The sequence below is a fragment of the Parabacteroides gordonii MS-1 = DSM 23371 genome (assembly GCF_000969825.1).
GTDB lineage: Bacteria > Bacteroidota > Bacteroidia > Bacteroidales > Tannerellaceae > Parabacteroides > Parabacteroides gordonii.
The window spans coordinates 129630-154566 of the sequence record NZ_KQ033920.1; the positions used below are offsets into that span (position 1 = coordinate 129630).

18 protein-coding genes are annotated in these 24937 nt (G+C 48.9%); 10 read left to right on the top strand and 8 right to left on the bottom strand.

The window, feature by feature from the left end:
• Positions 1 to 26 precede the first annotated feature (26 nt).
• The 4 genes from HMPREF1536_RS26700 to HMPREF1536_RS17510 all read right to left on the bottom strand — a co-directional run bounded on the left by HMPREF1536_RS26700 (position 27) and on the right by HMPREF1536_RS17510 (position 4276).
• Complete coding sequence (locus HMPREF1536_RS26700; protein WP_052349788.1) at positions 27 to 1547, bottom strand: CHC2 zinc finger domain-containing protein; 1521 nt, start codon at positions 1545 to 1547, stop codon at positions 27 to 29.
• On the bottom strand, positions 1544 to 2941 hold the full coding sequence (locus HMPREF1536_RS17500) for a replicative DNA helicase (protein ID WP_044191599.1): 1398 nt from the start codon (positions 2939 to 2941) through the stop codon (positions 1544 to 1546). Before HMPREF1536_RS17500 ends, HMPREF1536_RS26700 begins: the two co-directional genes overlap by 4 nt.
• Positions 2942 to 2967: 26 nt before the next feature.
• Positions 2968 to 3417 (bottom strand): hypothetical protein, encoded by a 450-nt coding sequence (locus HMPREF1536_RS17505; protein ID WP_052349787.1) that lies wholly within the window; start codon positions 3415 to 3417, stop codon positions 2968 to 2970.
• A 382-nt stretch (positions 3418 to 3799) separates the two neighbouring features.
• The gene (locus HMPREF1536_RS17510; protein WP_028726763.1) at positions 3800 to 4276 is read right to left on the bottom strand and encodes a hypothetical protein; all 477 of its coding nucleotides are present in this window, start codon (positions 4274 to 4276) and stop codon (positions 3800 to 3802) included.
• A gap of 831 nt (positions 4277 to 5107) precedes the next feature.
• Between HMPREF1536_RS17510 and HMPREF1536_RS17515 the strand changes: the two genes are divergently transcribed.
• Positions 5108 to 8308 carry a SusC/RagA family TonB-linked outer membrane protein gene (locus tag HMPREF1536_RS17515; protein WP_028726762.1) on the top strand — a complete coding sequence of 1067 codons (3201 nt, stop codon included), beginning with the start codon at positions 5108 to 5110 and terminating at the stop codon, positions 8306 to 8308.
• Between the two features lie 14 nt (positions 8309 to 8322).
• Entirely contained in the window at positions 8323 to 9780 is a 1458-nt protein-coding gene (locus tag HMPREF1536_RS17520) for a SusD/RagB family nutrient-binding outer membrane lipoprotein (protein ID WP_028726761.1), read from the top strand.
• 173 nt (positions 9781 to 9953) lie between these two features.
• Here HMPREF1536_RS17520 and HMPREF1536_RS17525 read toward each other — a convergent pair whose 3' ends face one another.
• From HMPREF1536_RS17525 to HMPREF1536_RS17535, 3 genes are all read right to left on the bottom strand, one after another.
• Positions 9954 to 10388, bottom strand: coding sequence for a hypothetical protein (locus tag HMPREF1536_RS17525; RefSeq protein ID WP_028726760.1), 435 nt, complete (start codon positions 10386 to 10388; stop codon positions 9954 to 9956).
• Positions 10389 to 10590: 202 nt separating this feature from the next.
• Positions 10591 to 11499, bottom strand: a complete 909-nt coding sequence (locus HMPREF1536_RS17530; RefSeq protein WP_028726759.1) for an energy transducer TonB — start codon at positions 11497 to 11499, stop codon at positions 10591 to 10593.
• A gap of 75 nt (positions 11500 to 11574) precedes the next feature.
• A complete protein-coding gene (locus HMPREF1536_RS17535) occupies positions 11575 to 12837 on the bottom strand; it encodes a Gfo/Idh/MocA family protein (RefSeq protein WP_028726758.1) in 1263 nt (420 codons plus the stop codon).
• Positions 12838 to 13072: 235 nt separating this feature from the next.
• Here HMPREF1536_RS17535 and HMPREF1536_RS17540 point away from each other — a divergent pair, with 235 nt between their 5' ends.
• The 4 genes from HMPREF1536_RS17540 (at position 13073) to HMPREF1536_RS17555 (ending at position 19525) form a co-directional block, all read left to right on the top strand.
• A complete protein-coding gene (locus tag HMPREF1536_RS17540) occupies positions 13073 to 13609 on the top strand; it encodes a hypothetical protein (protein ID WP_028726757.1) in 537 nt (178 codons plus the stop codon).
• Between the two features lie 113 nt (positions 13610 to 13722).
• Entirely contained in the window at positions 13723 to 16905 is a 3183-nt protein-coding gene (locus HMPREF1536_RS17545) for a SusC/RagA family TonB-linked outer membrane protein (protein WP_028726756.1), read from the top strand.
• A 14-nt stretch (positions 16906 to 16919) separates the two neighbouring features.
• Positions 16920 to 18407, top strand: a complete 1488-nt coding sequence (locus HMPREF1536_RS17550; protein WP_028726755.1) for a SusD/RagB family nutrient-binding outer membrane lipoprotein — start codon at positions 16920 to 16922, stop codon at positions 18405 to 18407.
• An 11-nt stretch (positions 18408 to 18418) separates the two neighbouring features.
• Entirely contained in the window at positions 18419 to 19525 is a 1107-nt protein-coding gene (locus tag HMPREF1536_RS17555) for a metallophosphoesterase family protein (RefSeq protein WP_081693268.1), read from the top strand.
• A 104-nt stretch (positions 19526 to 19629) separates the two neighbouring features.
• Here the strand turns inward: HMPREF1536_RS17555 and HMPREF1536_RS17560 are convergent, their stop codons facing one another.
• Complete coding sequence (locus tag HMPREF1536_RS17560; protein WP_028726753.1) at positions 19630 to 20796, bottom strand: MFS transporter; 1167 nt, start codon at positions 20794 to 20796, stop codon at positions 19630 to 19632.
• Between the two features lie 214 nt (positions 20797 to 21010).
• Between HMPREF1536_RS17560 and HMPREF1536_RS17565 the strand changes: the two genes are divergently transcribed.
• The 4 genes from HMPREF1536_RS17565 to HMPREF1536_RS17580 all read left to right on the top strand — a co-directional run bounded on the left by HMPREF1536_RS17565 (position 21011) and on the right by HMPREF1536_RS17580 (position 24913).
• Positions 21011 to 22192 (top strand): 6-bladed beta-propeller, encoded by a 1182-nt coding sequence (locus tag HMPREF1536_RS17565; protein WP_028726752.1) that lies wholly within the window; start codon positions 21011 to 21013, stop codon positions 22190 to 22192.
• Between the two features lie 93 nt (positions 22193 to 22285).
• Entirely contained in the window at positions 22286 to 23587 is a 1302-nt protein-coding gene (locus HMPREF1536_RS17570; protein WP_028726751.1) for a phenylacetate--CoA ligase family protein, read from the top strand.
• Positions 23588 to 23607: 20 nt separating this feature from the next.
• Entirely contained in the window at positions 23608 to 24033 is a 426-nt protein-coding gene (locus HMPREF1536_RS17575) for an amino acid-binding protein (RefSeq protein ID WP_028726750.1), read from the top strand.
• A gap of 67 nt (positions 24034 to 24100) precedes the next feature.
• A complete protein-coding gene (locus HMPREF1536_RS17580; protein WP_028726749.1) occupies positions 24101 to 24913 on the top strand; it encodes an outer membrane protein assembly factor BamD in 813 nt (270 codons plus the stop codon).
• Positions 24914 to 24937: the final 24 nt, after the last annotated feature.

Consider the following 24937-nt stretch of genomic DNA (forward strand, 5'->3'; position numbering starts at 1 on the left):
AGGGGAAGAAAAACTTTTCCCTTCCCTCAAAACCACCTCTCCCCAACCGCTGCCGTGCGGCAGGTCTGGCGGGTGATTTCGGTGAGGAGGCGGAGCTGGTTGCCGAAGGCGTGGAGGAGGGGCGGACGGGAGGATGCCGACTGGCAGTGGAGATGGTTGCGCAAACGACGGGCGGAAGCCATGATCCTTTCCTCGTAGTATTCGAGACAGAGGGTATGCAGGACGGCTTCGGGCGACAATATATCCTCCGACTCGAGCATCCCTTCCGGCACACCGGGCACGTCGGGCAGCGGAGGAAACAGGACGGGCAGGAGCGACCGGAGGAAGGAGGCGAAGACGGCTAGCTCCGACGGGAAACCGTATGAGGTGTCGTCTGTCGTCCCCGTGCCGCTGCGTAGCTGTGCGAGGGAGAGGTGGCGGAGCAAGTCGTTGTAGTCGCTGTCGGGGAAGGGCATGTCGTCCGCTTCGAGCATCCGCGTGAGGTGGGGAGCCAGCGAGGGGTAGCGCAGGCAATATCCTAGCAGGCGGCGGGCACAGAACCGGCCTTCCGCCGTGAGGTGGCGGATATAGGTGCGGAAATCCGTTTTCCCCAGGCGGCGGAACAGTTCGTCGGGATCTTCGGCGGTCGGGATCATGAAGGGGCGGACGGTGAAGCAACCTTTGCGTTCGCGGGTAATCTTTGCGGCGGCATTACGTCCGGGGAGGTCGCCGTCCAACAGGAGATAGAGGCCGGAGGTATAGCGGGCGAGAATCTCCGCCTGCCCGTCGGTCAGCGCCGTGCCGCAGAGGGCGACGGTGTTGCAGTAACCGGCCGCGTGCATGGCCAGCACATCCTTGTAGCCCTCTACCAGGAAGACGAAGCCCGCCCGGCGGATCGCCTCGGTGGCACGGTGGATGCCGTAGAGCGTGCGGCTCTTGTCGAAAAGCGCGTTGTTGGCGGTGTTGATGTATTTCGGGGAGTCGGAGGCGGTAGCAGCCGGGGAGTCGCCATCCTTTCGCCGTGCCCCGAAACCGGTCAGGACACCTGCTGCGTCGTAGATCGGGAAGATGATACGTCCCCGCATGGCACGGAAAGCGTCGGGCACGAAGGACGGGGCAAGCCCGACACCGAAGTCGAGCCAGGTAGGCGACAGTTCGCTGTGGCCGGAGGCGAAAGGGAGGAGGGAGCGGAGGAAAGTCCGTTGTTCTTCGGATAGCTTGTCGGGATGGCTGTGGCACACCTCCTGCCTCCTTTCGGGAGGGGAAACAGATACCTTTGCATCGCTATCGATAAGCTTATTTGTGCTGTGTGTTTCTCCCCCTAGCTTCTTCACCGCTTCTGCGAACGAGCACCTTTCCATCCCCATCACCAGCCCGATCACATCGCCGCCCGCCCCGCAGGCATGGCATTTGAAGAACTGCCTGCCCACATGCAGCATGAGCGAAGGATGGTGGTCGTCGTGAAACGGACACAGCATCTTAAAGTTTGCACCTGCCTTCTGAAGGCTTCCGTAACGTGCCGCCACCCGTTCGATCGGGTTGGCGGCTTTCAGTTGTTTAGTGTTCATAATGAATTGTTTTTATATGCATAAATCTGTGTCAGGCAATTATTGTAGCGGAAGCGGACTTCGCCGGTGGCTCCGTTGTGGTTTTTGGAGATGAAAAGCTGGCCGACGCCCCGCATATCTTCCTTCGTGGCCTTGTCGTAGTATTCCTGGTAATGCTCGGGGCGGTAGACGAACGCGATACTGTCGGCTATCTGCTCGATCTCGCCCGAGTTGCGCAGGTCGCTCATCACCGGGACATGGTCGGTGCGCGCTTCGCAGTTGCGATTGAGCTGTGCCAGCAGGAGACCCGCCACACCGGCTTCCATCACCAGGTTCTTGATGCGGCGGCACACGTCGCCCAGTGCCAGATCCATCGTGTCTTTCACCTCTCCCCGGGCTGCGGGGTTGATCTGTATCAGGTTCAGGTAGTCGATGACGATCAGGTCGAGTGCCGTGCGGCGGTGCAGCGCCATCGTCTTGGCACGTATCTCCTCGAAATTGCAGCCGCTGCAATAGTTCAGGAACAGCGGCAAGCGGTCGAGCTCCTCGCTGGCCGCACCCAGCCGGGCACGCTCGTCGGCATTGAGCAACTTAAACCGCAGCTTGTCGGGTTCCACCCCGCTTATCGTGCAGAGCAGGCGGCTTATCAGTTGGCGTTCGGTCATCTCGAGGCTGAAGAAACACACCCGTTTCCCTTTCCGTGCCGCCGCCAGTGCCATGTGGAGCGCCAGTGCCGTCTTTCCCATCGAAGGCCGCCCGGCCAGCACCAGTAGCTCCCCTTTGAAAAGGCCGCCCAGCCCGCGGTCGAACTCGTCGATACCCGTCGTCACCTGCAATTCTTCGCCGGCGGCACGCGCTTTTTGTTCACCGTAGATCTCTTCCAGCACCCGGCGGCTCACCTCTCCGGCCCGGCGGGTGGTACTGCTCACGGCAAAGAAATCCTCCAGCTTCTGCACCCCTTTGTGGATGCCGCCCAGGAGTGTCACCACGTCGACGGCCGGGTCGTGCGCCTTCAGGGTATGCTCCTGCATGTCCGCACAAAGGCGGCGCAACACCCAGCAACGGATCACCGAGGCGGCATAGGTGCGGATATGTGCCGCGTTGCGTACGGTCAGCATCCGGTCGGCGATGAATCCGAGGCCGTTGAGTTCCGCGGCCTGTGCGGGGTCGAGCAGGCGCATTTCGTTTTCGATGCTCAGCATGTCGATGTCGGCTTCGCGGTCGCGGAGGGCGGTCATGGCACGGTACACCAGGCGGTAGGCGGGGTTGACGAACATGTCCGGCAGCAGGCGTTCGGCCACGTCGGCAATGGCTCCGCTCTGGGCGATAACGGCCATGATGACGGCCAGCTCCATCTCTTCCGATGCAGGGATCGGGGCGGGTAGGGGTGGCTGGAAAGTGCTTTCTTGTTTCATAATCATACTTGTTTATGTGTTTGACATTAATCAGCGAGACGCGGGTAATAAATCCTTGCCGCCACCGGGGCGGACGGTTTGCCCGGCAAGACGGGCGGGAAAGTGAGGGGTGTTTTCATCATGTCATCGTAGCGGACGATGGTTATTACCGTAAAACGGGAAAAGCGTCTGACTGTTATCAGCTCCTTGTTGACCAATATGTCCAGTAACATACTGATACAACTTATCGAGATACCTGTTTTTTCTTCGATCGTCCGGTAGGTCGTCACCCATTCACCCCGTTTGCAGGGGACACACAGCTTGCCTATTGTAATCATTCCATCTGCGAAATAAGCATGATAGAGCAGGCAGAGATATAATTTGCCGCACAACCGTGTGATAACGTTATTTGAATAGATATCTTCCAGAACGTCATTCGGTACTTTCAGAAAACCTTTTGAAAGTATCTTAAGTGATTTAATTTTAGACTGTTTCATGACTGTATTTTGTTTAGGTTCCACATGCTGTTTATTTCCAGAACGATTCTCAGAACGAAGTCAGAACGCTGAAAAATGTTTGTAAATATCCGTTGATCAGTCTGTTATACCCGTCTCAAAAAGAGATTCAGAACGATCTTGGAACGATCTTTTGAACGCTCTCTTAATATAATAAGACTTATTTCTCTATAAAGACATAAAAGGGCATCTGCTTTTCGTTTTCAAAGATACAACGGGGGATAGCTACTCCGTATAACCCGATTTTGGAAAGGTAAGAGTTTGGTTGTTAGTTGTGTAGGTTTTGAAAACAGGCTCCTGCGTACAAAAAACGGTAATTATGGTCGGCAAAAAAAGTAAATAAACACCTCTCCCGGATTAAATACTAGATATTCTTTGTGATATGCTTTGCCAACTCTTCAACCTTTATGTAAATATCCCCATATTCCGGTTGTGGATTTTTGAGTCGGTTGACCATTCCTGCCTGGTCGTAGTCCGTATCGAGGATGCAGACCAGTATGCGTGCAAGCCGTTTGATGGTTATATCGCCCAGATAACCCGCTTTACGTGTGGCGTTCATCATTTCGATCAGGAATTGCTCCCACACCTTGGTTTGTATGCGCAGATGATCGGGTAGAACCTCACTGCATCCGGAGTTGGAAGCCAGTTCGCGGGCATAGGTCTCGAAAAATTTATTTTTAAAGGCTAACAGTCTCTTATTCGGATTCTTAAGGTGTAGAAGGTGGTTGGCCGTCTCGTTTAGTACCTTTTTTCTGTCTGTTTGATGCTTCAGATACTTCTGGAAAAGAGCGAACGTTGGTTTGCTCTCATTGAAAAAACTTATTGTTATTGTCTTTTTCATGATATGTAAAATTGAGGGAGAGGCGTTTGGTATGAATTTGTCATCTGTTGTCGACAGAAGCAAAATGCTCGATTTGATCGTGATAAATAGGTAATTAATACTACTGTGTCACCAATTTGTCACCAAAGTGATGGGGGCATAGCACTACTATGCTGAAGAAGTAAAGACCATATATTATTGTTTATAATTTGCGGAGTGGAGGGGTTGACATACGGAGTGTCAGCCGCAAATATAACTTATTTTTACTATCTGCAACAATAAAAACGAAAGATCGAAAATGACTGTTCGGGCGTTTTTTCAGCGTTTGAAAAGGGAGGCGGGAAGGGGTGAGTCTTGTAAGAACTACGATACTTTTCTATTGCAGGAAAAGATATGCGTATAACTTACTGATTACATATTGTTTAAATCATATATATAATTTCACAATAAAAATAGGGTATCAACCAGGTTTCTTTTATTGATATAGATTTAAAGAACAAAGGCTTAATAAGTGAGGTAAATGACCTTTTCACTCTTGAAAATGTCGGTAAAAGAATCTTACCTCAATGATTAATATTTTATATAACAATGCAAACATAAGTAAAAATTATGAATAAAACAATACTTGAACTAATTAATTTGTAACTATAATCAATTGAATACCCGACTTTAGCATTATTTGCGACCTCTTTATTTACGTACATTATATAGCATTCCGTATCTGTGAGTATATGTTAAATGCAGATGGATAAAAGGATCTCTCCTCTCAAATCGACGTAGTTCTTACAAGACTATGTTAAAAGACAAGCAATATAAATTTTCTATGTTAATCTGAATTAAACAAGTGTGTCTATGAAGAAGCGATTTACATTTATCATGCTATTCTTCTTTGCAAGTATAAGCATGGTGCTGGCCCAGACAATGAAGGTAACCGGAACGGTGACCTCGGGCGATGACGGAGAACCGATTATCGGTGCTACCATTCTGGTAAAAGGGACGAATATCGGTACTATTACCGATCTGGATGGAAAATTCTCCCTGGATGTCCCTGAGAAAAACAAAATTCTACAAATCTCTTATGTCGGTATGACGATGCAGGAAGTGGCCGTAAAACCGCAGGTTACGGTCGTACTTCAAGCAGATGTGACAGATCTGGACGAAGTGGTGGTTACTGCACTCGGTTTGACACGTGAAAAGAAATCACTCGGCTATGCCTTGCAGGAAGTAAAGTCCGACGAGTTGACCAAGGCCGGACAGCTGAATGTGGCAAGCTCATTGGCGGGTAAAGTGGCCGGTGTGCAGATTACTTCTGCCGGCGGACAGGTAGGTGCTTCGCAACGTATCGTGATTCGTGGTAACTCCTCACTCGGAAGTAATGAGCCGTTGATCGTTGTGGATGGTGTGCCTATAGCCAACGACCAGTACCGTACGGATCAGGCGGTAGATTATGGTAGCGGTTTGCAGGATATCAACCCGGAAGATATTGAGTCTATCTCTGTTCTGAAGGGGGGATCGGCAGCCCTTTACGGTATGCGTGCCGGTAACGGGGTAATCCTGATCACCACCAAATCAGGTAAGATGAAGGATAAAGGTATTGAAATACGCTATGACGGGCATTTTGCCGTAGACCAGATGTATAACCTGCCGAAGATGCAGAATAAATACGGCCAGGGTTACGAAGGTAGCGAATACGACTATTCGGTACGTCAGGCAAACGGTTTTACGGGATCTTATCAGGACTTTGCCTCCAAATACGGTTTTGCTTACGGTGGCGTGAACGGCGGTGCCGACGAGAGCTGGGGGCCGCGTTTGGATGTAGGCCTGATGTTGCCGCAGGTAAACAGTCCGGTTGTAGACGGTGTACGCCAAGCTACTCCCTGGGTATCACATCCTGATAATATCAAGGATTTCTTACAGTTGGGAACTTCAATGAACCATAATCTTTCATTTCTCAGCCAGACGGAAAAAGCTTCTACACGTGCTTCGCTCGGCTATCGTGACCAGACCGGTACGATCCCGAATACCGACCAGAGACGCTATTCCGCCCAGTTGAACACACAGTTGAAGTTCAACAAATATATCGATTATGATCTCTCTCTTAACTATACACGAACCGAAAGCGATAACCTTCCCCAGGGGGGATACAACGAAGGGAATCCGATGCAGTCGCTTATGCAATGGTTCGGACGCCAAGTGGATATGAAGGATTTGAAAGAAAACTGGGATAAGACCGACCCGGTTACTGGAAAACCTTATTCATGGAACCCGGACTATCATCAGAACCCTTATTATACGGTGAATAAAAACCTGAACAAATACCAGCGTAACCGTTTGTTCGGAAAGACTTCTTTATTTTATAAACCGTTTGAGTTCCTGAAATTTGAAGGACGCTTGGGATACGATTATTATGATACGCAGGCTAACCAGCATTATGTTTACAATACGGCATATCCCGACGGATGGTTCCGCCAGTATAATCAGAAGCAGACGGAGTTGAATGCCGACTTCATTGCTTATTTCAATAAGAACATAGCTGACTTCTCCATCAGCTTGCTGGCTGGTGCCAACTACCGTAATGTGAACTGGGAAAGAGAAGCGATCGGTGGTAACATGCTTACCGTACCGGGCTTGTTTACTATGGGGAATGTGAAAGGTAGCCCTATTACCGAACAAGATCATTCACATATCCGTTCGAACAGTATCTATGCCTCGGGATCGTTTGGCTATAAGAGCATGCTTTACCTGGATGTAAGCGTACGTAACGATTGGAGTTCGACGATTGAAGATCCGTTCTTCTACCCCTCTTTCAGTGCAAGCTGGATACCTACCGCCACATTCGAAGGGCTACAGTCGGATGTCCTGAACTTCCTGAAGATCAGAGGAGGATGGGCAAAAGTAGGTTCAGCTACTACCGCTTATCGGTTGGGTAAGTATTATGGTGCGGTGTCCGATCGGATTTTTGGCAATTCGCAGTTTGTGTTGCCGACGATTTTCCCGCCTTCCGGTTTGCGTCCGGAGTCGGTGAAAACAGGTGAGGCCGGTATCGAAGCCAATTTATTCGATCATCGCCTGGGGATCGATCTGGCTTATTATCATAAGATCACAACCGACCAAATCATGGAGGTTGCCACCTCTAAGGCGACCGGTTATAATAGTATGTTGATTAATGCCGGTAAATTAAGAAACAAAGGTTGGGAGTTGCAGTTAACCGGAACTGTGATCCGCGAAAAAGATTGGGATTGGACATTGACGGTGAACTGGTCGAAAGACAAGAGTAAGATTGAAGAACTGTATACTGATCCGGTAACCGGACAATCGCTTACACAATATACGATCGGCTCCGAATGGAGTACCTACCTGTATGCCAAACCAGGCGAATCATGGGGCTCTCTTTACGGAACGGGTATGATCAAGAACGATAAGGGTGAATATATTATCGGTGCGAACGGTCTGCCGAAGACGGAAAGTATGAAGATCGGTAGCGTAGCACCCGACTGGCTGGCTGGTTTCCGTAGCGAATTGCGTTGGAAAGACTTGACATTCGGCTTCCTGCTCGATTTTCGTAAAGGTGGCGATGTTTTCTCTGTGAGCCAGATGTGGGGTAGCTATACCGGTCTCCTCGACTATACCGCTGAAGGGGATATCCGTGAAAAACCGATCATTGTCGGAAAAGATGTACTGGCCGATATGGGTACCTTCGTGAAAGAAGACGGTACGCCAAACGACCTGACAACGGATGCTAAGTCTTTCTTTTACTCTTACTACTTGAGTAATCGTCAGTTAAACGTGTTCGAAGGATCTTACCTTAAGTTGCGCGAAGTGCACCTGACTTATACCTTCCCGAAAGAACTGATGAAAAAGACACGCTATATCAAAGGTGCAAACGTATCGCTAATCGGTAACAACCTGGCGATCCTCTGGTTGCATTCTTCAAATAAAGCGCATATCGATCCGGAATCAAGTACAAGAAGCGATAACAACGGAGTAGGTCTTGAGTCGGGCTCTTATATGCCTTCACGTAGTATGGGTATTAAAGTTGGTCTTACATTTTAAAAAATCAGAAGAGTATGAAAAGATATAAATTGAAACTTTCGATAATTACAGCCGGAGTAACTTTCCTGATGGGAATGGTAGGTTGTACGGATTCATTTGAAAGAGTGAATACCGATCCTGACAGAACCAATGAAGCTCCGATAACGAACCAGCTGGCGTACGTTATCCGTTATGCTTCGACAACATTGTTTGATCCATGGAATGATATGAACGAACCTAGTACCTATGGTGGTCATCTGACCAAGATACAGTATATCGACGAGTCGCGTTATGAATTTCGTACCGGGGTGGTGGAGAATAAATGGTATTATGTATACCTGACCCTCAATAACGTGAAGGATATCCGCAGACGTGCGGCAGAGGGGGAACTGGTCAATATGGAAAGCGTCGCCAAAGTTTGGGAAGCGATGCTGGTATCGATTGCTACCGATACCTGGCGGGATGTGCCATACTCGGAGGCGGCACGTATGGATGAAGGTATTTTGCTGCCGCGCTATGACAGGCAGGAAGATATTTATCCGGCTTTGCTGGAGATGCTGGCCACGGCTGCGGATGGGTTTGCCACGGGCGCTTCCGATCCACTGGGAGATGGTGATATATTGTTTAGCGGCGACGTGCTGAAATGGCAGAAGTATTGTAATTCGATGCGTTTACGTCTGGCGATGCGTATTTCCGGAGTAGATGCCGGACTGGCTAAATCGACTGTCGAGCAGATCATGGGAAATCCTGCAAAATATCCGGTTATGGAGGATAATAAGGATAATGCATTTTTTGTATGGCCGGGCGAAACACCTTATATCGAGCCTTGGGCAAATGATAGTCGTACACGTGACGACCATGCCGTGAGTGACGTGTTGGTAAACCTGATGAAATCGCTGGATGATCCTCGTTTGCCGTCCTATGCCCATCCGGCTTCAGACGGTGAGTTTCGCGGAGGTGTGATCGGTGCTGCTTCGGTAGAACCGGATCTAAGCCTTTTCTCGCGTATCGGAGCCCGTTTCCGTGATGAATTTAAAGGATTTACCCCGTATTATCGTTCGGCAGAAGTTTATTTCCATCTGGCTGAAGCGGCTAAGTTGGGATGGTCGGTCGGCATGTCTGCCAAAGAAGCTTACGAAAGAGGTGTGACTTTGTCATTGCAGGAAAACGAGGTGGAAGATGCTACGGCTTATCTTGAAGGTAAGGCTAAATTCAACGATACGTTGGAGCAGATTTACGAACAGGAATGGATCGCTTTGTTCAAACAAGGTATGGAAGGCTGGTCATTGTACCGTCGCACAGGTGTACCTGCAACCAATTATCATGCACCGGGCTCACATTATGTAGGCCATAATACTCCGCCTTTCAGATATCCGTATCCGATCAATGAATCGAGTCTGAACGGTGCCAACGTGGAACCCTTCAAAGCGGAAATCAAAGATGATTTCTGGGGTAAGCAGATGTGGTGGGATACACGTACAGGAGTTAATTGATAAATGACACTTTTTTATTTATAATATCAACAAGCTAAAATGAAGTATTAAAGCCAAAACCGGAGAGAACCTAAACAAGACACATCTTTTTTTTAAACCAGGATGGACAGGGATGTTCGTCCTGGTTTGTACATTATCTCCCGAGGTTACTCGTAAGATATAGAAACCGTCCTTTATAGAGGAGGTACAGGGCGCATAACCTCTACTTTTTTAGCATATGCTAGAGTTGTGGTACCATCCGCATTTTCTGCACTACATTGTATCCAAAAAACACCATATTGTGCAAACTTTACCAAAATCTTGGAGCCAAGGTTATAAATTATTGTTGCCGAAGAAGGTACAGTCCAATTATATGTTACTCCTGGTACACTAAAATCTAATACTGCCTCATAAAAAACCTCTTCTCCAACTTCTGGTCTTTGAGGACCATTTATGCTTATTACCCTTGGTCCATTTGTATCAACCGCATAACTTCCTTCTCCTGATGTGATAGTTAAACCTTCTTCACTACAGCCAAAGCTTGATATACTTGACGGTGCATTACCCTGGGCGTTTATTTGCAAAAATGCAAAAGACAACAACAAAATAAAGGTGATTTTCTTTCTCATGACGTTTGATTTTTTAGGTTAATAAATGAAGTTAAAACAACGCTGAAGATATAAAAAATAAAGTATGTGATAAAATTACCCCGTGTGTTCTATGGCATGTTTTTTATCATATTCTTGTCCGATGGGGAAATACTATTTTGGTAATTATTTTGGTGTTGCTGGGTGTTGTCTGTTGGGTGATTGTAAAATGAAGCCGGGATAATCAATTAACAATTGCAGGCTTATTAAGGTCTTCTTTGAATGTTACCGGAATAGTGTATTTAACTATTTGGTATTCACGGTACTGTCTTTTGTTGTATCCTTCCGGAACATCCTCGAATTTCCAGTCGGTTGTTTCACGTGGTTGATTTTTTCCAACCGCCCAGGCCGGCATTTCACTGAGAAGGCGTATGGCTTCTTTATCCATTTCCGGGTACTCGTTTCCGCCACGTATGATTTTTATATTATCGACCATACCGAATATATTTATATCGAAACTACAAGTCAGGCGTTTGCTTATTCCACTTCCTTTCAGTGATTCGGGGTAACGGATATTCTTTTGCATATATTTAAGTAACATTCCTTGGCCGCCGGGGAATTCGGGCATACACACAAATCTACCCTGTCCAAAGATGTATCTGTTGTTCTCCCGCCATTCTATTTCTTTTATCATATCCTCTTTTCTTTTCCTATGATATGCCCGGTAAGCGTTCGGGGAAAACTTGATGGACAGTTCGTATTTATACGGAACCGGTTTCCCGTCTCTGACGGCTGGTCGGATTCTGGGAAACGACTGGATAATACGAATTGCTTCTTTGTTCAATAGGGAGTGGGCCTTTTGTAATAACTTGATATTCTTTGTTTCTCCATCTTCGGTAATTGTGAATTTGCACGTAACAGTTCCTCCGGTGTCTTCTTTCAATAGGGAAGGGGGATAGATTGTGATCTCATTGACTATAATATTTATATCATCAGGGAAGGCTGGTGGCATATCACCTTTCGGGATTGCTGTGGGACGTTTATACTCCGGCTTATCACTACTGTGGGATTGTGTTATAGCGCCTGTATTAGTGATGGATAAAATGACTAATAACAGGATAGCCGGTAGGAATGATGTTCGTTTCGTTTTCATGGCCCGGATAGTTTAGATGTCTTTTCCAAAGATAAGAAAAAGATTTGTTATAAACACTTCTGGGCCATGAATTTTCTACATCTCTATCACTTTCCCTTCTTTCCTGCTCCTCTCCGCCGCAAACGCGATCAAATGGCTTTCGAGCGACTTGTCGAGCGGGGTGCTCATCAGGCTGGCATCCTGTTGGCGGATGGCTTCGATCCAGTCGCGGATCATGCCGGCATCGCCGCCGCCGTGGCCTACGCCTTCGTAGTTGAGGGCGTCTTCGGCGTTGGCGTTGTATGTTTTCGAGACGCCGGTGGCAAAGTCGGTGTGGGTGAACGTCTCCATGTCGCCGACGATGTCGCCGCGTGTCCCCATGATACGCGTACGGCGGCCGCCATAGGAAGTGAACCCCTCGATCGAGAAGTTGACCGTTACGCCGCCTTCAAATTCCATCAGCATCATATAATGGTCGGGCTGGTTGTTCTCGCAATGGTAGACACATTTGCCGTACGGGCCTGTCTTCAGGTTTTCGAGGATCACGTCACCCTGCTTGTCCGGGTCTTCCGGGAGGTCGAAGACGTACAGCCAGGTGCGGTCGCGGTAATAGATCTTCAGGGCGGAGAAGGGGCAGGACGCTTCGGCCGGGCAACCGTCGGTACAACGGGCAGGAGCACCTTCGGGAGCATTACCGGCCTTGAAATGCGACAGGTCACCGAAGGCAACTACTTTCTTACAAGGTTTGCCGATGATCCAGTGAAGGATATCCAGGTCGTGGCTCGATTTAGCCAGTACCAGCGGCGTACTCGCTTCCGCATTGCGCCAGCTTCCGCGTACGTACGAATGGCTCATGTGTACATGTTCCACCGGTTCGAAATGCTGGATGCTGACCAGGTCGCCGATCGCTTTGCTGCTCACCATCTCTTTCAGCATCCCGAAATAAGGCGAATAACGCAGGACGTGGGTGAGACCTACGATCTTTCCTTTTTCTTGGGCATAAGCTACCAGGCGGCGGCATTCCTCGTCGGTCTGCGCGATCGGTTTTTCGAGCAGGATGTCGTATCCCAGGTCGAGCGCCTTCATGCAAGGGGCGTAATGCAGATGGTCGGGAGTGGCGATGATGACGGCATCGGCAAACTTGGGACGGCTGAGTATCTCTTCCCAGGTGGCGACACGGTTTTCCCGGGGGACATGGTATTTGTCACCGTATATATTGCGGCGCAATTCCACCAACTCGGCAATACCGGTGATTTGCAGGTCGTCCGGATGTTCCAGTGAATAATCGCCGTACAATTTACCTCTTCCGCTGGCTCCCAGAACGATGGCTGTTACGGGAGTGGTCTTTTCTGTGTTCATGGTCTGAAAGATATAATAGATTAATATTTTTCAAATATAGGATAATTTCTTTATAAACCGTTCATATGGCAGTTTATCAGTCAATTTTTAATGCCTGGCAGCTAACAGTGTGATGATATGGAGTGTTACGTTCCTTTGTAACAAAAAGGTAAATATATCTTCATTTCTTTGTTGCGGTTTTGTAATATGGCACCTCTACATTTGCAGCATAATTTAATAGAAAAAAGAAATCGTTATGAAAAAGAGTTTAGTGTTATTAGTTGTTTTATTGGGTACTTCGTTCTCTATGCTGCATGCCGTGACAGTTGCCGATGGAGATAACGACAAGGCAAGCAAAGCAAATGTGGAAGCAGCTCCTGTCGAAACGTGGGAGTTCTATTCTGCCGTGCAGGAACCTACTGCTGAAGAACTGGCTAACGCAAACAATCATAAGTTCGGCAAAGAGGTCGGATGCTTGTACAATGCGTTCATGGATATGTATGTAGTCAAAGAGGAAATAGTACCGGGCGACCCGTCACGCCGTACGGTGATCCGTAAACCGGGTATCTATAATGCCGTCCGTTCGATCGAGAAACAGCTGAACAAAGATGTAAAAAGCAAGAAGCTGACGAAGGAAGAGGCGTCGGACGAATTCGCCAATGTGCTGAAGATCGCCCTAGCCGCTATCGACTCCGATACCAATACGTTTGAAGAAGCCCTCCAGGGTAACAAGAAAGACTCGTCGCGTCTGCTGGCTATCTTTGATAACGTCAAGCTGAAAAGCCTCTACTAATTTTCCCCTCTCTACTCCCCATCCCCTTATATTTTAGTGGAAACGAATGTTTTAGGGCAAGTCCGAGACCTTGCCCCGGGACTTCGTGCATGTACATCAATTAATGTTTATATATGAAAAGCAAATTTTACTTATTGATTTGTAGCTTTCTGATTTGTTCGACTCTGGCCTTTGCCCAAGCGGTGAAAGTGACCGGGACGGTAACAGATAAACTGGGCCCCGTGACAGGAGCCGCAGTAGTGGTTAAGAATTCAGTTGTCGGAACCGTAACGGATATAGATGGTAATTACGAGATCGAAGCACCGAAGAACGGTACACTGGTCTTTTCTTTCGTAGGATATGAAACGGTGGAACGCCCGATAGGCAACCTGAAGGTTATCAATGTGGAAATGTCGGACGACGTGAAGCTGATCGACGAAGTGGTGGTGACTGCCATCGGTATCAAGCAGCAGAAAAAGAAACTGGGATACACCACCCAGCAGGTGAGTACCGAAGCCTTGGAGCAACCCGGTACGGTCAACGTGGGTAACGCACTTTCCGGGCAGGTGGCAGGCCTGACGGTCAACAATCCCACCGGCATGTTCCAGGCACCCAGCTTCTCCCTTCGCGGCAAGACGCCGCTGATGGTGGTGGACGGTATTCCTGTCGAGTCGGATTTGTTCGATGTCTCTCCGGAGAATATCGAGAGTATCAACGTGTTGAAAGGGACGGCAGCGGCTGCCTTGTACGGTTCGCGTGGTAAAGACGGGGCGATCCTGATCTCTACGAAACTGGCCAAGGAAGAAGGACTGGTGGTCACTGCTGGTATCTCCAGCATGGTGACAGCCGGTTTTACGGTATTTCCTGAGACACAGAACGAGTTCGGTTCCGGCTCGAACGGACAGTATGAGTTTTGGGACGGTGCCGACGGTGGTATCTCCGATGGCGATATGACCTGGGGGCCTCGCTTTGAAGGGCAGAAGATAGCCCAGTGGAACAGTCCGATCCGCGACAAGCAGACGGGAGAGGTGATCCCTTGGTGGGGTGATGTGGCCGGATCGGTTTACGACGACCGTACCCGCTACGAGCGTGTGCCGACCACCTGGGAAGCCCACGATAACCTGAAAGACTTCCTTCGTACGGGTGTCATCACCAAGGCTACTTTCTCGGTGGCGAACAAGACGAAAAAGGCGAACTACAATTTCAACGGCGACTTCTCCAAACAACGCGGGCAGGTTCCGAATACCTCTATCTATACAGGCGGCCTGAACTTCAACAGTATGTTCAACCTGAGCAACACGGTGACGTTGTCGGCCAACCTGTCGTACAACAAGGTCTATTCGCCCAACTATCCCCGTTACGGCTACGGCCCGAAGAACCATATGTACACTATCCTGCTCTGGATGGGTAACGATGTGAACGGCAAGGAATTGTCCGAACATATGTACCGTCCCGACTCGGAAGGTACACGCCAGGCAAACTACAACTACGCCTGGTACAACAACCCCTATTTTGCAACCAACGAGTTGACCCAGAAGCATGACCGCAACACGACGAACGGGCAGGTGAAACTGAACTGGGACGTATTGCCCGGCCTGACTGTGCAGGGGCGTGCCGCCGGACGTCTGGAGAACACGTTCGAAGATATGAAAAGCCCGAAGTCGTACATGAACTACGGCGACTCCCGTAACGGTGACTACAAGACCTGGAACACCGACCAACTGGATATCAATGCCGATGCCCTCGCAACCTATACGCAGGCGGTGAGCAAAGACTTCGCTTTCACGGCCAACCTGGGAACCTCCCTCTATTACCGCCAGATACGTAAGGAAGCGCAGGCAACAGATGGTCTGATCGTTCCGAAAGTGTACAACCTGGGTAACAGCCTGAACCCGGTGAGCGCAACGAACTCGATGAACGAGAAGGCGATCGAAAGTATCTACGGCTCCGTCAATATCGACCTGTTCGAGTCGGTCTTCCTGACTTTTACCGGACGTAACGACTGGTCGTCTACCTTGTCTGCGGCAAACAATTCTTATTTCTATCCCTCCGTTTCCGTCAGTACGCTGGTAAACGAATATGTGAAACTGCCCTCCTGGATGGATTACCTGAAGGTGAACGGGGCATGGGCACAGGTGTCGAGCGACCTCGACCCGTATGCTTTGCAGGCCACTTATGCGAAAGGTATCCTCTACGGAAGTACGCCTTCGGTGACTTATCCCAATGCTGTGACCGATCCTTCGGGTTCCGGTACGGTTACCGCCCTGGTTAATCCGGATATCCTGCCGCAGAAGACCTCTTCTTTCGAAGTGGGTATGTCTACCTCATTCCTGCATAACCGGCTGGGATTGGATCTGACCTATTACCGTATGCTGGATGAGAACAGTATCATCAAGTTGCCTATATCCGAAGCATCCGGTTTCCCTTACCGTTTCGTCAACGGAAATGAATACACGACAAACGGTTTCGAGTTGATCGTTAGTGCTACTCCGGTGCAGAACAAGAGCTTCACCTGGAACCTTTCCACCAACTGGAGCAGCAACATCCGCAAGCTCACGAAGATCTACGGCGGACAGGAGAAGTTCGGCGACCTGAAAGTGGGCGACCGTGCAGATGCCATGTACGCTACCGAATGGGAAAAGACTCCCGATGGGCAGCTCATCCTCGACAGCAACGGCATGCCTACCCAGAGTGCTTTCAAGACCCACGTAGGCAACCAGTCGCCCGACGTACGTTATGGCCTTCAGAATACATTTAAGATCAAGAATTTCACGGTCAATATCGATATAGACGGGGCGATCGGCGGTACGCTGATCTCTACGACGACCCAGAAGATGTGGTGGGGCGGCAAGCATCCCAAGTCTACTATGTACCGTCAGGAAGAATACGATAACGGCGGTAAGGCGATCTATGTGCCGGACGGAGTGAATATCGTGAGCGGCGAAGTTACCTACGATGTCAACGGGAATATCCTCTCCGATACCCGCCAATATAAGAAGAATGAAACGGCTGTCAATATCCAGACCTGGGCGCAGAACTATCCCTACCGTGCCGTGGTACGCACCGCCGAAAGCGAATTGTTCGCCAATACATTCAACCGTTCTTACCTCAAACTGCGCCGTGTGGCTGTTTCCTACGATCTGAAGAACCTCTTCGAGATGAACAAGATCAAAGGACTCGAAGTGGCCCTCTTCGGTAATAACCTGGGAGTATGGAAAAAGACCCCGTACCTCGATCCCGACTTCGGTGCAAGCGACAGCGACCTGCAAGACCCGTCGGCACGTTATATAGGTATCAGCGCATCAATCAAATTATAATCACAGATAAAACAATGAAGAAGTATCTAAAATATATCGTTGCCGGTGCCGCATTGGCGTTTACCTGCAACTCCTGCATCGACCTGGAAGAAATGAATATCGACCCGAACAACCCGACAACCACTGATCCGGCGTTATTGCTTACCGGCTTGTCGTTTACCACGTTCGAAGAGTCAAGCGCTTTGGTCTGCCATGCCACGAAAATGTTGATCCTGACTTCCGGCGAGAGCACCTACCAGGTGTACAAATGGACACGCGGCGGTTTCGATTATTATAACAACCTGCGCAACGTAGCGAAGATGAAGGAAGAAGCCGCCAAAGGCGACCAGTCAGCATATGAGGCATTGGCTCTTTTCTTCGAAGCCCATTATTACTACATGCTCACGATGCAGTTCGGCGACGTGCCATGCAGCGAAGCCATGCAGGCGGAAACAAACGGCTTGTACCAGCCTAAATACGACTCGCAGGAGACGGTACTCGCCACGGTGCTTGCCAAACTGGAAGAAGCGAACACCTTGCTGACCGACAATAACAGTATCATAAGCGGAGACATCATCTACAGCGGCGATCTGATGAAATGGCGCCGTCTGGTCAACGCCTACCGCCTGCGTGTCCTGATGTCGTTGTCGAACAAGCAAACCGTAGGCAGCCTGGACGTGAAATCGACCTTCGCCCGTATCTCGCAGAACGAACCGCTGATGACAAGCGATGCCGACAACGGCCAACTGGTTTTCCTCGATCAGCAGGACGACCGTTACCCTTACTTCAACGACAGCGACTTCGGTTCGGGACGTTATATGGACTCCACCTATGTGGCTGCCCTGGCTACCCGCAAAGACCCGCGCCTGTTTGCTTTCTGTACCCAGACCCCGGCTGCGGAGAAGGCCGGCCTGGCTATTGACGATTTCTCTTCCTACGATGGGGGAGACCCTGCCATTGCCTACAGCCTGGTGAACGACAAGGTGACGCTGGGCGGTTGTTCTAAGCCGGCCACCCGCTATTACCAGCATGCAACGAACGAACCGATGATCCTGCTGGGCTATACGGAGCAGCAGCTGATCCTGGCGGAAGCCGTCGTGCGTGGTTGGATTTCGGGTGACGACCGGGCTCTTTACGAGTCTGCCGTCAAGGCTTCTTTCCGCTTTTATGAAAAGTATGCACCCACTGTGGCCGGTTACCTGGATGAGGCGGCGGTTACGGCTTACCTGCAAGGCGAGAAAGTGGCTTATAGCCCTTCGCTTACAAAGGATCAGAAGATAGAACGTATCATCCTGCAGAAATACATACCGACCTTCCTGCAAGGCAGTATGTGGATGCCGTATTACGACCAGTTGCGTACGGGTTATCCCGAATTCCGCAGGGCTACGGGCGTAAACCTGCCTTACCGCTGGATGTATCCGCAGAACGAATATAATAACAATGCCGCCAACGTAGAGGCCGCCCTGCAATCGCAGTTCGGGGGCAACGACCGGACATCCGACAAACCGTGGTGGATTAAATAAGTTATAGTGAAATGAATAGAAAAGAATTTTTACGGACATCGGGGCTTTTGCTCCCGGTGTCTTTTCTGGGAATATCCGGCACGAAAGCTGCCGGAAAGGAAACGGCAACCGTAACGGGTGCGACAGGCGCTTCTTACCTGGACAGTCCGTTGTATAAGGCACATGCCGGCAAACTGAAGTTCCGTGCGGACGGTACGTTCAAGATCGTACAGTTTACCGACATCCACTGGGTGCCGGGCAATCCGACTTCGGAAGAAGCAGCTGAACGCATGAACGAAGTGCTGGATGCCGAAAAGCCCGACTTCGTGATCTATACCGGCGATATCGTATTTGCCAAACCGGCAGCAGAGGGTTTCCGGAAAGCTTTCGAGCCTGTCATCTCCCGCAATATCCCGTTTGCCGCTACGCTGGGTAACCATGACGACGAGCACGATATGACCCGCCGCGAGATCTATACCTTTATCAGTGAAATGCCGGGAAACCTGACCGGAACGGTGGAAGGTATAACCGGAGTAACGAACTTTATCCTTCCCGTGAACAGCTCGGACGGTTCAAAGGAAGCCTTTCTCCTCTATGGCTTCGACAGTCTGGCCTATTCTGTAAAGGAGGAGACTAAAGGTTACGACTGGATCAAGCCCGATCAAATCGACTGGTACAGGAAGAGCAGTGCCGCCCTGACTGCAAAGAACGGGGGAAAACCGCTTCCTGCACTGGCCTTTTTCCATATCCCGGTGCCCGAATACAACCAGGCTGCTTCCGACGAAAATACGTTGCTGATCGGCGTCCGTAAAGAGAAAGCCTGTGCACCCTTTGTCAATTCCGGACTGTTCACGGCAATGCTGGAAGCAGGCGATGTAATGGGTACGTTCGTCGGTCACGATCACGTAAACGATTATGTGGCCAAATGGAAAGGCCTCTTACTGGGCTACGGACGTTTTACCGGAGGAAAAACCGTCTACCATGATGTGCCCGGAGGAAACGGTGCCCGTGTATTCGAACTGATGGAAGGCAAACGCTCTTTCAAGTCATGGATACGCCTGAAAGATAACAAGGTCATTTCATCCATCCATTATCCGGCAGACTTTGTGAAGGGTGGGGATACGAATCCGTTCGGCTAGGCATGTAGGAATAGTTTCACTAGGGAGAAACAACTGTTTCATGCTGATGGAACAACTGTTTCACCTTAATGAAACAACTGTTTCGAGCAAGGGAAACAATGAACTTATTCCTGACTGGTCTTCGCTGTCAGCTGAAGCCAAAGGAACAATGCTCCCGGAACCATAATAATTGCAGCCGATGCCAGCAATGCGACCTGCAACGAGTACATATCGTTCAGCCAACCGATGAACGGCGCGATGGCTGCAAACATCAACCGGATGATAAAGTTACGGATGGAGAGGACGGTAGCCCGCATCTCCGAAAACGTCATCTGGTTGATATATCCTTTTAATATAGGTGTGGCAAACCCTCTGATCACATAGAATACCATCAGGATTGCCAGTCCGAAATAGGTCAGGTTGAAAGCCAGGGCGATATAACCGCCTGCCACGAAAGTAAGGATCAGTATCCCCATCTTCTTAGGCCCGAAGTAACTGTCTACCCGGTCTGAGTAAAGGGCGGCAATACCTACCGTCAGGTTCAGTACTGTCCAGATCACACCGAACCACGAGGTCGGCGTTTTCATATACATCAGGTAAGGTTGCACGAACCAGGCCATCGTCAGTGTAGCAGCCCCGATAATCCCCGAAAACATAATGTTATAGCATAACCGCCGGTTGGTGACAAGGGAGTATTTGATGATCCGCACGATCTCATTCACAGGGCTTTGTATCTTACTTTTTATCTTCAACTCCTGCAGGGCAAAGGCCGCTGGAATACCGCTGAAAGCAATGAGTGCCTGTGCATAGAACGGGTAACGCAGCGAATAAGCTGCCAGCAATCCACCGAAGATACCGGCAATGGCCTCCGCAAAATTCCCGATCATCGTGATCCGCCCCTCATACCGCAGGTAAAGGTTTTCCTTTTTATATTGTACGGTCGTATCGTACAGCAAAGCCGAGTCCGCCCCGTTCACCAGCGTCTGCCCCGTTCCCAACAGGATTTCCGCTATAACGAATGCTGCAAAAGTGGAAGTAAACGAATAGCAGAGATATCCGAAGAAGAAAAGAATACACCCCAGTATCAGGCATTTGCGCCGTCCCCACACATCCGCCAGATAACCCGAAGGTATCTCCAGCGCCACGGCGGCGATCGAATAAACGCTCTTCAATATAAATACATCCTGCAATCCCAGCCCGTGATCTTCATAGAAAAGCACGATGATAGGCATCACGAGGGTAAACCATTTGGATAGTTTAATAATGTATAGTGCAAGTATGTTCCGTTTCATTAGGGAAGCCTTTATTATTTCGGCACACAAAGATACATAATTTGTTATAATATGTAGGTCGATAGGGGAAACGCCTTATCTGTATTTCTTCGCAGGCGTTAGTAGTCTTAGTATTACGAATGTACTGAAAGAATTACGAAATAATCGTATTTTGCTTGTCTCTTTGAAATATAATACTTTTATTTGTACAATGTTGTATTAAATTTATAGGATTATGAAGAAGATATGGTTATGTTTGGCAGTTGTGGCATTGTTGCCGGGGTTGAATGGATGTCGGGGGAAGGCCGGAAGTGAGGGGCCGTTGCCTGTTTTGGATTTTCGGGCGGATATTCCTAAAAAGGATGTTGCCTTGCAGGAATTGGGGAAAGTGCGTTATTTCCGCTTGCAAACGCCTGAAAATGTCTTGTTGGGCGACCAGATGAAACTTGTACCCAGCGAAGCCGGCTTATTCTTTTTCGAACCTTCCACCGGTGATGTGATAGGTTTCAATAAAAAGGGGGAGATGATCAGCCGGTTCAACCGTAAGGGGCAGGGTGGCGAAGAATATGCCAGGATACGCCATATCCTGTATGATGACCAACGCCGGGAAGTCTTTTTGGATGGCTTCACGCAAATGCAGGTCTATGGACTGGACGGAAGTTACAAGAAATCCTTCAGCTTTCCGGACTCCTTGCAAATGGATGTAGTAGAATCACTGGATAAGAACACAATGGTCTTTCTGGATATGAAAGGTGTCCCGTTCGTGAAAGAAGGAGAGACCGCCGACCTGGGTGAGCGGCAGGAATCGAGCAATCGACCTTATGTCCTGATGGATAAGGAGACGGGAAAGAAGATCGAACGCCTGCCTATCGTCTCCGACAATCGTTACCGCAGTATGATCATAACCACTCGCGACGGACGTCCTTTTGTCCTGCTTAACCGTATGAGGAACCTCTTGTCCTGCAACGGCGGAGGCTGCCTGATCAGCGAACCGGCAGCCGATACGTTATATCAGTTGTCATCTGACCGTCAGTTGAAACCTGTCTTTTCCAAACTGCCGCTATCGACTGGAAAAGAGGGGAAGATAGCTTGCGAGATCCGGGCATTGACTCCGAATCAAATGCTTGTCAACGCCGTCTTTCTGAAAGATGAAGGTGAAATGAAACTGCGTAATGAGCTTTATTTATATAATGTGGCGGAAAACGCATTCTCACAGGTCAAACTGACAAATAAAGACTGGCAGAACGGCGACATGATGAACTTTGTCTTCAATAATAACAAGCTCTATTATACCTTATATCCTTTTACCCTGTTGGAAGCAATGGAAAAGAACGAACTGGATGGAGAGTTGCTGGAGATAACCAAAACATTGGACGAAGACGATAATCTGATCCTTATGGAAGTAAGTCTCGATTGATTTGACAGTATTATTTATTGCCAGTTAGTAAAAAAGTTCTTACTTTGCGACAGATTTAGACTACTAACATTTAAAAGATAACAAACTGATACCATGATTTGGAATGAGACTATTGAATGTATGGACCGCGAAGAAATGCGGAAATTACAGAGTATCCGGTTGAAACGGGTTGTAGAACACGTTTATCATAATACCCCCTTTTATCGTAAGAAAATGCAGGAAATGGGTATTACCCCGGATGATATTCAATCTATTGAAGATATATCCAAGTTGCCGTTTACGGTAAAACAGGATTTAAGAGATAATTACCCGTTCGGGCTGATGGCCGTGCCGATGTCCGAGATCGTTCGTTTACATGCCTCTTCTGGTACGACCGGGAAACCGATCGTGGTGGGATATACCCGTAAAGACCTGTCTATCTGGTCGGAAGTGGTGGCACGATGCCTGACGGCTTATGGTATTACGAAAGACGACTCCGTGCAGGTGTCTTACGGCTACGGTTTGTTTACCGGTGGCCTGGGCGCACACGGAGGAGTGGAGAATATAGGCGGTACCGTGATCCCGATGAGTAGCGGTAACACGCAGAAACAGATCCAGTTGATGCACGACTTCGGGGCAAAGGGCTTGGCTTGTACGCCTTCGTATGCCTTGTACCTGGCCGAAACGATCCACAGTTCGGGTATTCCCCTGGAAGAATTCCAACTGAGGGTAGGAGCCTTCGGAGCGGAACCTTGGACGGAAAACATGCGTAAGGAACTGGAGCAGAAACTGAACATTAAGGCATACGATATCTATGGCCTGACAGAAATATGCGGCCCCGGTGTCGGTGGCGAATGCCAGTGCCAGAACGGTACGCACCTTTGGGAAGACCATTTCTTCCCCGAGATCGTCGATCCGGTAACCTTGCAACCGGTTGAGCCGGGCGAACAAGGTGAGCTGGTATTCACTACTCTGACCAAGGAGGGTATGCCGATGATCCGTTACCGTACGCGCGACCTGACGCACCTGATCTATGAAAAGTGCGAATGCGGCCGTACCGCTGTCCGTATGGGACGTATCCTCGGCCGTAGCGACGATATGATGATCATCCGTGGTGTTAACGTATTCCCGTCGCAGGTGGAATCTGTCTTGCTGGAAATGCCGGAATTCGAACCGCATTACCTGATCGTGGTAGACCGTGTGAACAACACCGATACCTTCCAGATCCAGGTGGAAGTACGTCCGGACTATTATTCGGACGAAATGAACAAAATGATCGCGCTGAAGAAGAAGATCGCCGCCCGCATGCAGAGCGTGATCGGTATTCAGCCTGATATAAAGATTGTGGAACCGCGCAGCCTCGAACGCAGTCAGGGCAAGGCTAAACACGTGATCGACAATCGTAAGTTAGTTTAAACCTAAAAAAATAAAGTGCTATGTTAATTAAACAGTTATCTATCTTTCTTGAAAACAAGAAAGGCCGTTTTACGGAAGTGGCAAAGATTTTGGGTGAGGCAGGAGTGAACATGTCGGCCTTTACGGTGGCAGAGAATTCCGATTTCGGTATCCTGCGTCTGATCGTATCAGATACGGAAAAAGCAATTCAGGTACTTCGCGAAAAATTATATGCAGTGAGTGTGGCGGATGTCGTATGCCTGCATTGCCCCAACCAGCCGGGAGCATTGGCTAAGGCAATGGAGATCATCACTTCAGCCGGTATATTTGTTGAATATATGTATGCATTCTCGCAGGGAGAGGCCGCTAATGTGATCATCCGCCCCGACAATGTGGAGAAGTGTGCGGAGGTTCTGAAAGCCAACAAACTGGAGCTTATTGCTGCCAGCGATTTATATAAGTTGTAAATATTAACGTTATGCGCTTCGTTATTTTGCAATAAAAAATGTAACTTTGCGCGCTAAAAGTATGTGAATGAAAAAGGTTGTATTTTTATTGATGATGATTACGGTCTTGTTATCCTCTTGCGGGGAATATAACAAGATATTGAAAAGTACGGACTATGAGTTGAAGTATTCGTATGCAAAGAAGTATTTCAATGCAAAGCAATACAACAAGTCCGCTACCCTGCTGGATGAACTGGTTACAATCTTTAAAGGAACTGCTTATGCCGAAGAATCCCTGTACCTGCTGGCCCAGAGCTATTACGGACAGAAAGATTATCAGACGGCTTCGCAATACTTTAATACGTATTACACCACCTATCCGAAAGGCGAGTACACGGAGTTGTCACGCTATTATTCGGGATATGGTTTGTATCTGGACTCTCCCGATCCGCGGTTAGACCAGACACAGACGTATGAAGCGATCAACCAGCTACAGCTCTACCTGGAGTATTATCCGCAGAGCGAACGGGCTGCCGAAGCACAGAAGATCATGTTCGAATTGCAGGAAAAGCTGGCCTACAAGGAGTTATTAGCAGTCAGACTGTATTTTAACCTGGGTAATTATATGCGCGATAACAACTTTTTATCTGCTGTAATTACTGCTGAGAATGCATTGAAGAACTATCCTTACTCTAAATACAGAGAAGAATTCATGTTCTATATATTGCGTGCGAAGTACGAACAGGCTGTGTTAAGTGTGGAAGAAAAGTTGCAGGGTCGTTATCGTGAGGTGGTAGACGAATACTACACCTACATGAACGAATATCCGGAAGGCAAATACGTAAAACAGGCACAGAAGTTCTACGATTATGCCAGCAAAAGAATTACAGATGTGTATTAACGATATTATTTAATCAATAAAGTA

Excerpts from the sequence above, each read along its gene's own strand:
- HMPREF1536_RS26700 (WP_052349788.1), bottom strand. The coding sequence starts at position 1,547 with ATGAACACTAAACAACTGAAAGCCGCCAACCCGATCGAACGGGTGGCG.
- HMPREF1536_RS17500 (WP_044191599.1), bottom strand. The coding sequence starts at position 2,941 with ATGAAACAAGAAAGCACTTTCCAGCCACCCCTACCCGCCCCGATCCCT.
- HMPREF1536_RS17505 (WP_052349787.1), bottom strand. The coding sequence starts at position 3,417 with ATGAAACAGTCTAAAATTAAATCACTTAAGATACTTTCAAAAGGTTTT.
- HMPREF1536_RS17510 (WP_028726763.1), bottom strand. The coding sequence starts at position 4,276 with ATGAAAAAGACAATAACAATAAGTTTTTTCAATGAGAGCAAACCAACG.
- HMPREF1536_RS17515 (WP_028726762.1), top strand. The coding sequence starts at position 5,108 with ATGAAGAAGCGATTTACATTTATCATGCTATTCTTCTTTGCAAGTATA.
- HMPREF1536_RS17520 (WP_028726761.1), top strand. The coding sequence starts at position 8,323 with ATGAAAAGATATAAATTGAAACTTTCGATAATTACAGCCGGAGTAACT.
- HMPREF1536_RS17525 (WP_028726760.1), bottom strand. The coding sequence starts at position 10,388 with ATGAGAAAGAAAATCACCTTTATTTTGTTGTTGTCTTTTGCATTTTTG.
- HMPREF1536_RS17530 (WP_028726759.1), bottom strand. The coding sequence starts at position 11,499 with ATGAAAACGAAACGAACATCATTCCTACCGGCTATCCTGTTATTAGTC.
- HMPREF1536_RS17535 (WP_028726758.1), bottom strand. The coding sequence starts at position 12,837 with ATGAACACAGAAAAGACCACTCCCGTAACAGCCATCGTTCTGGGAGCC.
- HMPREF1536_RS17540 (WP_028726757.1), top strand. The coding sequence starts at position 13,073 with ATGAAAAAGAGTTTAGTGTTATTAGTTGTTTTATTGGGTACTTCGTTC.
- HMPREF1536_RS17545 (WP_028726756.1), top strand. The coding sequence starts at position 13,723 with ATGAAAAGCAAATTTTACTTATTGATTTGTAGCTTTCTGATTTGTTCG.
- HMPREF1536_RS17550 (WP_028726755.1), top strand. The coding sequence starts at position 16,920 with ATGAAGAAGTATCTAAAATATATCGTTGCCGGTGCCGCATTGGCGTTT.
- HMPREF1536_RS17555 (WP_081693268.1), top strand. The coding sequence starts at position 18,419 with ATGAATAGAAAAGAATTTTTACGGACATCGGGGCTTTTGCTCCCGGTG.
- HMPREF1536_RS17560 (WP_028726753.1), bottom strand. The coding sequence starts at position 20,796 with ATGAAACGGAACATACTTGCACTATACATTATTAAACTATCCAAATGG.
- HMPREF1536_RS17565 (WP_028726752.1), top strand. The coding sequence starts at position 21,011 with ATGAAGAAGATATGGTTATGTTTGGCAGTTGTGGCATTGTTGCCGGGG.
- HMPREF1536_RS17570 (WP_028726751.1), top strand. The coding sequence starts at position 22,286 with ATGATTTGGAATGAGACTATTGAATGTATGGACCGCGAAGAAATGCGG.
- HMPREF1536_RS17575 (WP_028726750.1), top strand. The coding sequence starts at position 23,608 with ATGTTAATTAAACAGTTATCTATCTTTCTTGAAAACAAGAAAGGCCGT.
- HMPREF1536_RS17580 (WP_028726749.1), top strand. The coding sequence starts at position 24,101 with ATGAAAAAGGTTGTATTTTTATTGATGATGATTACGGTCTTGTTATCC.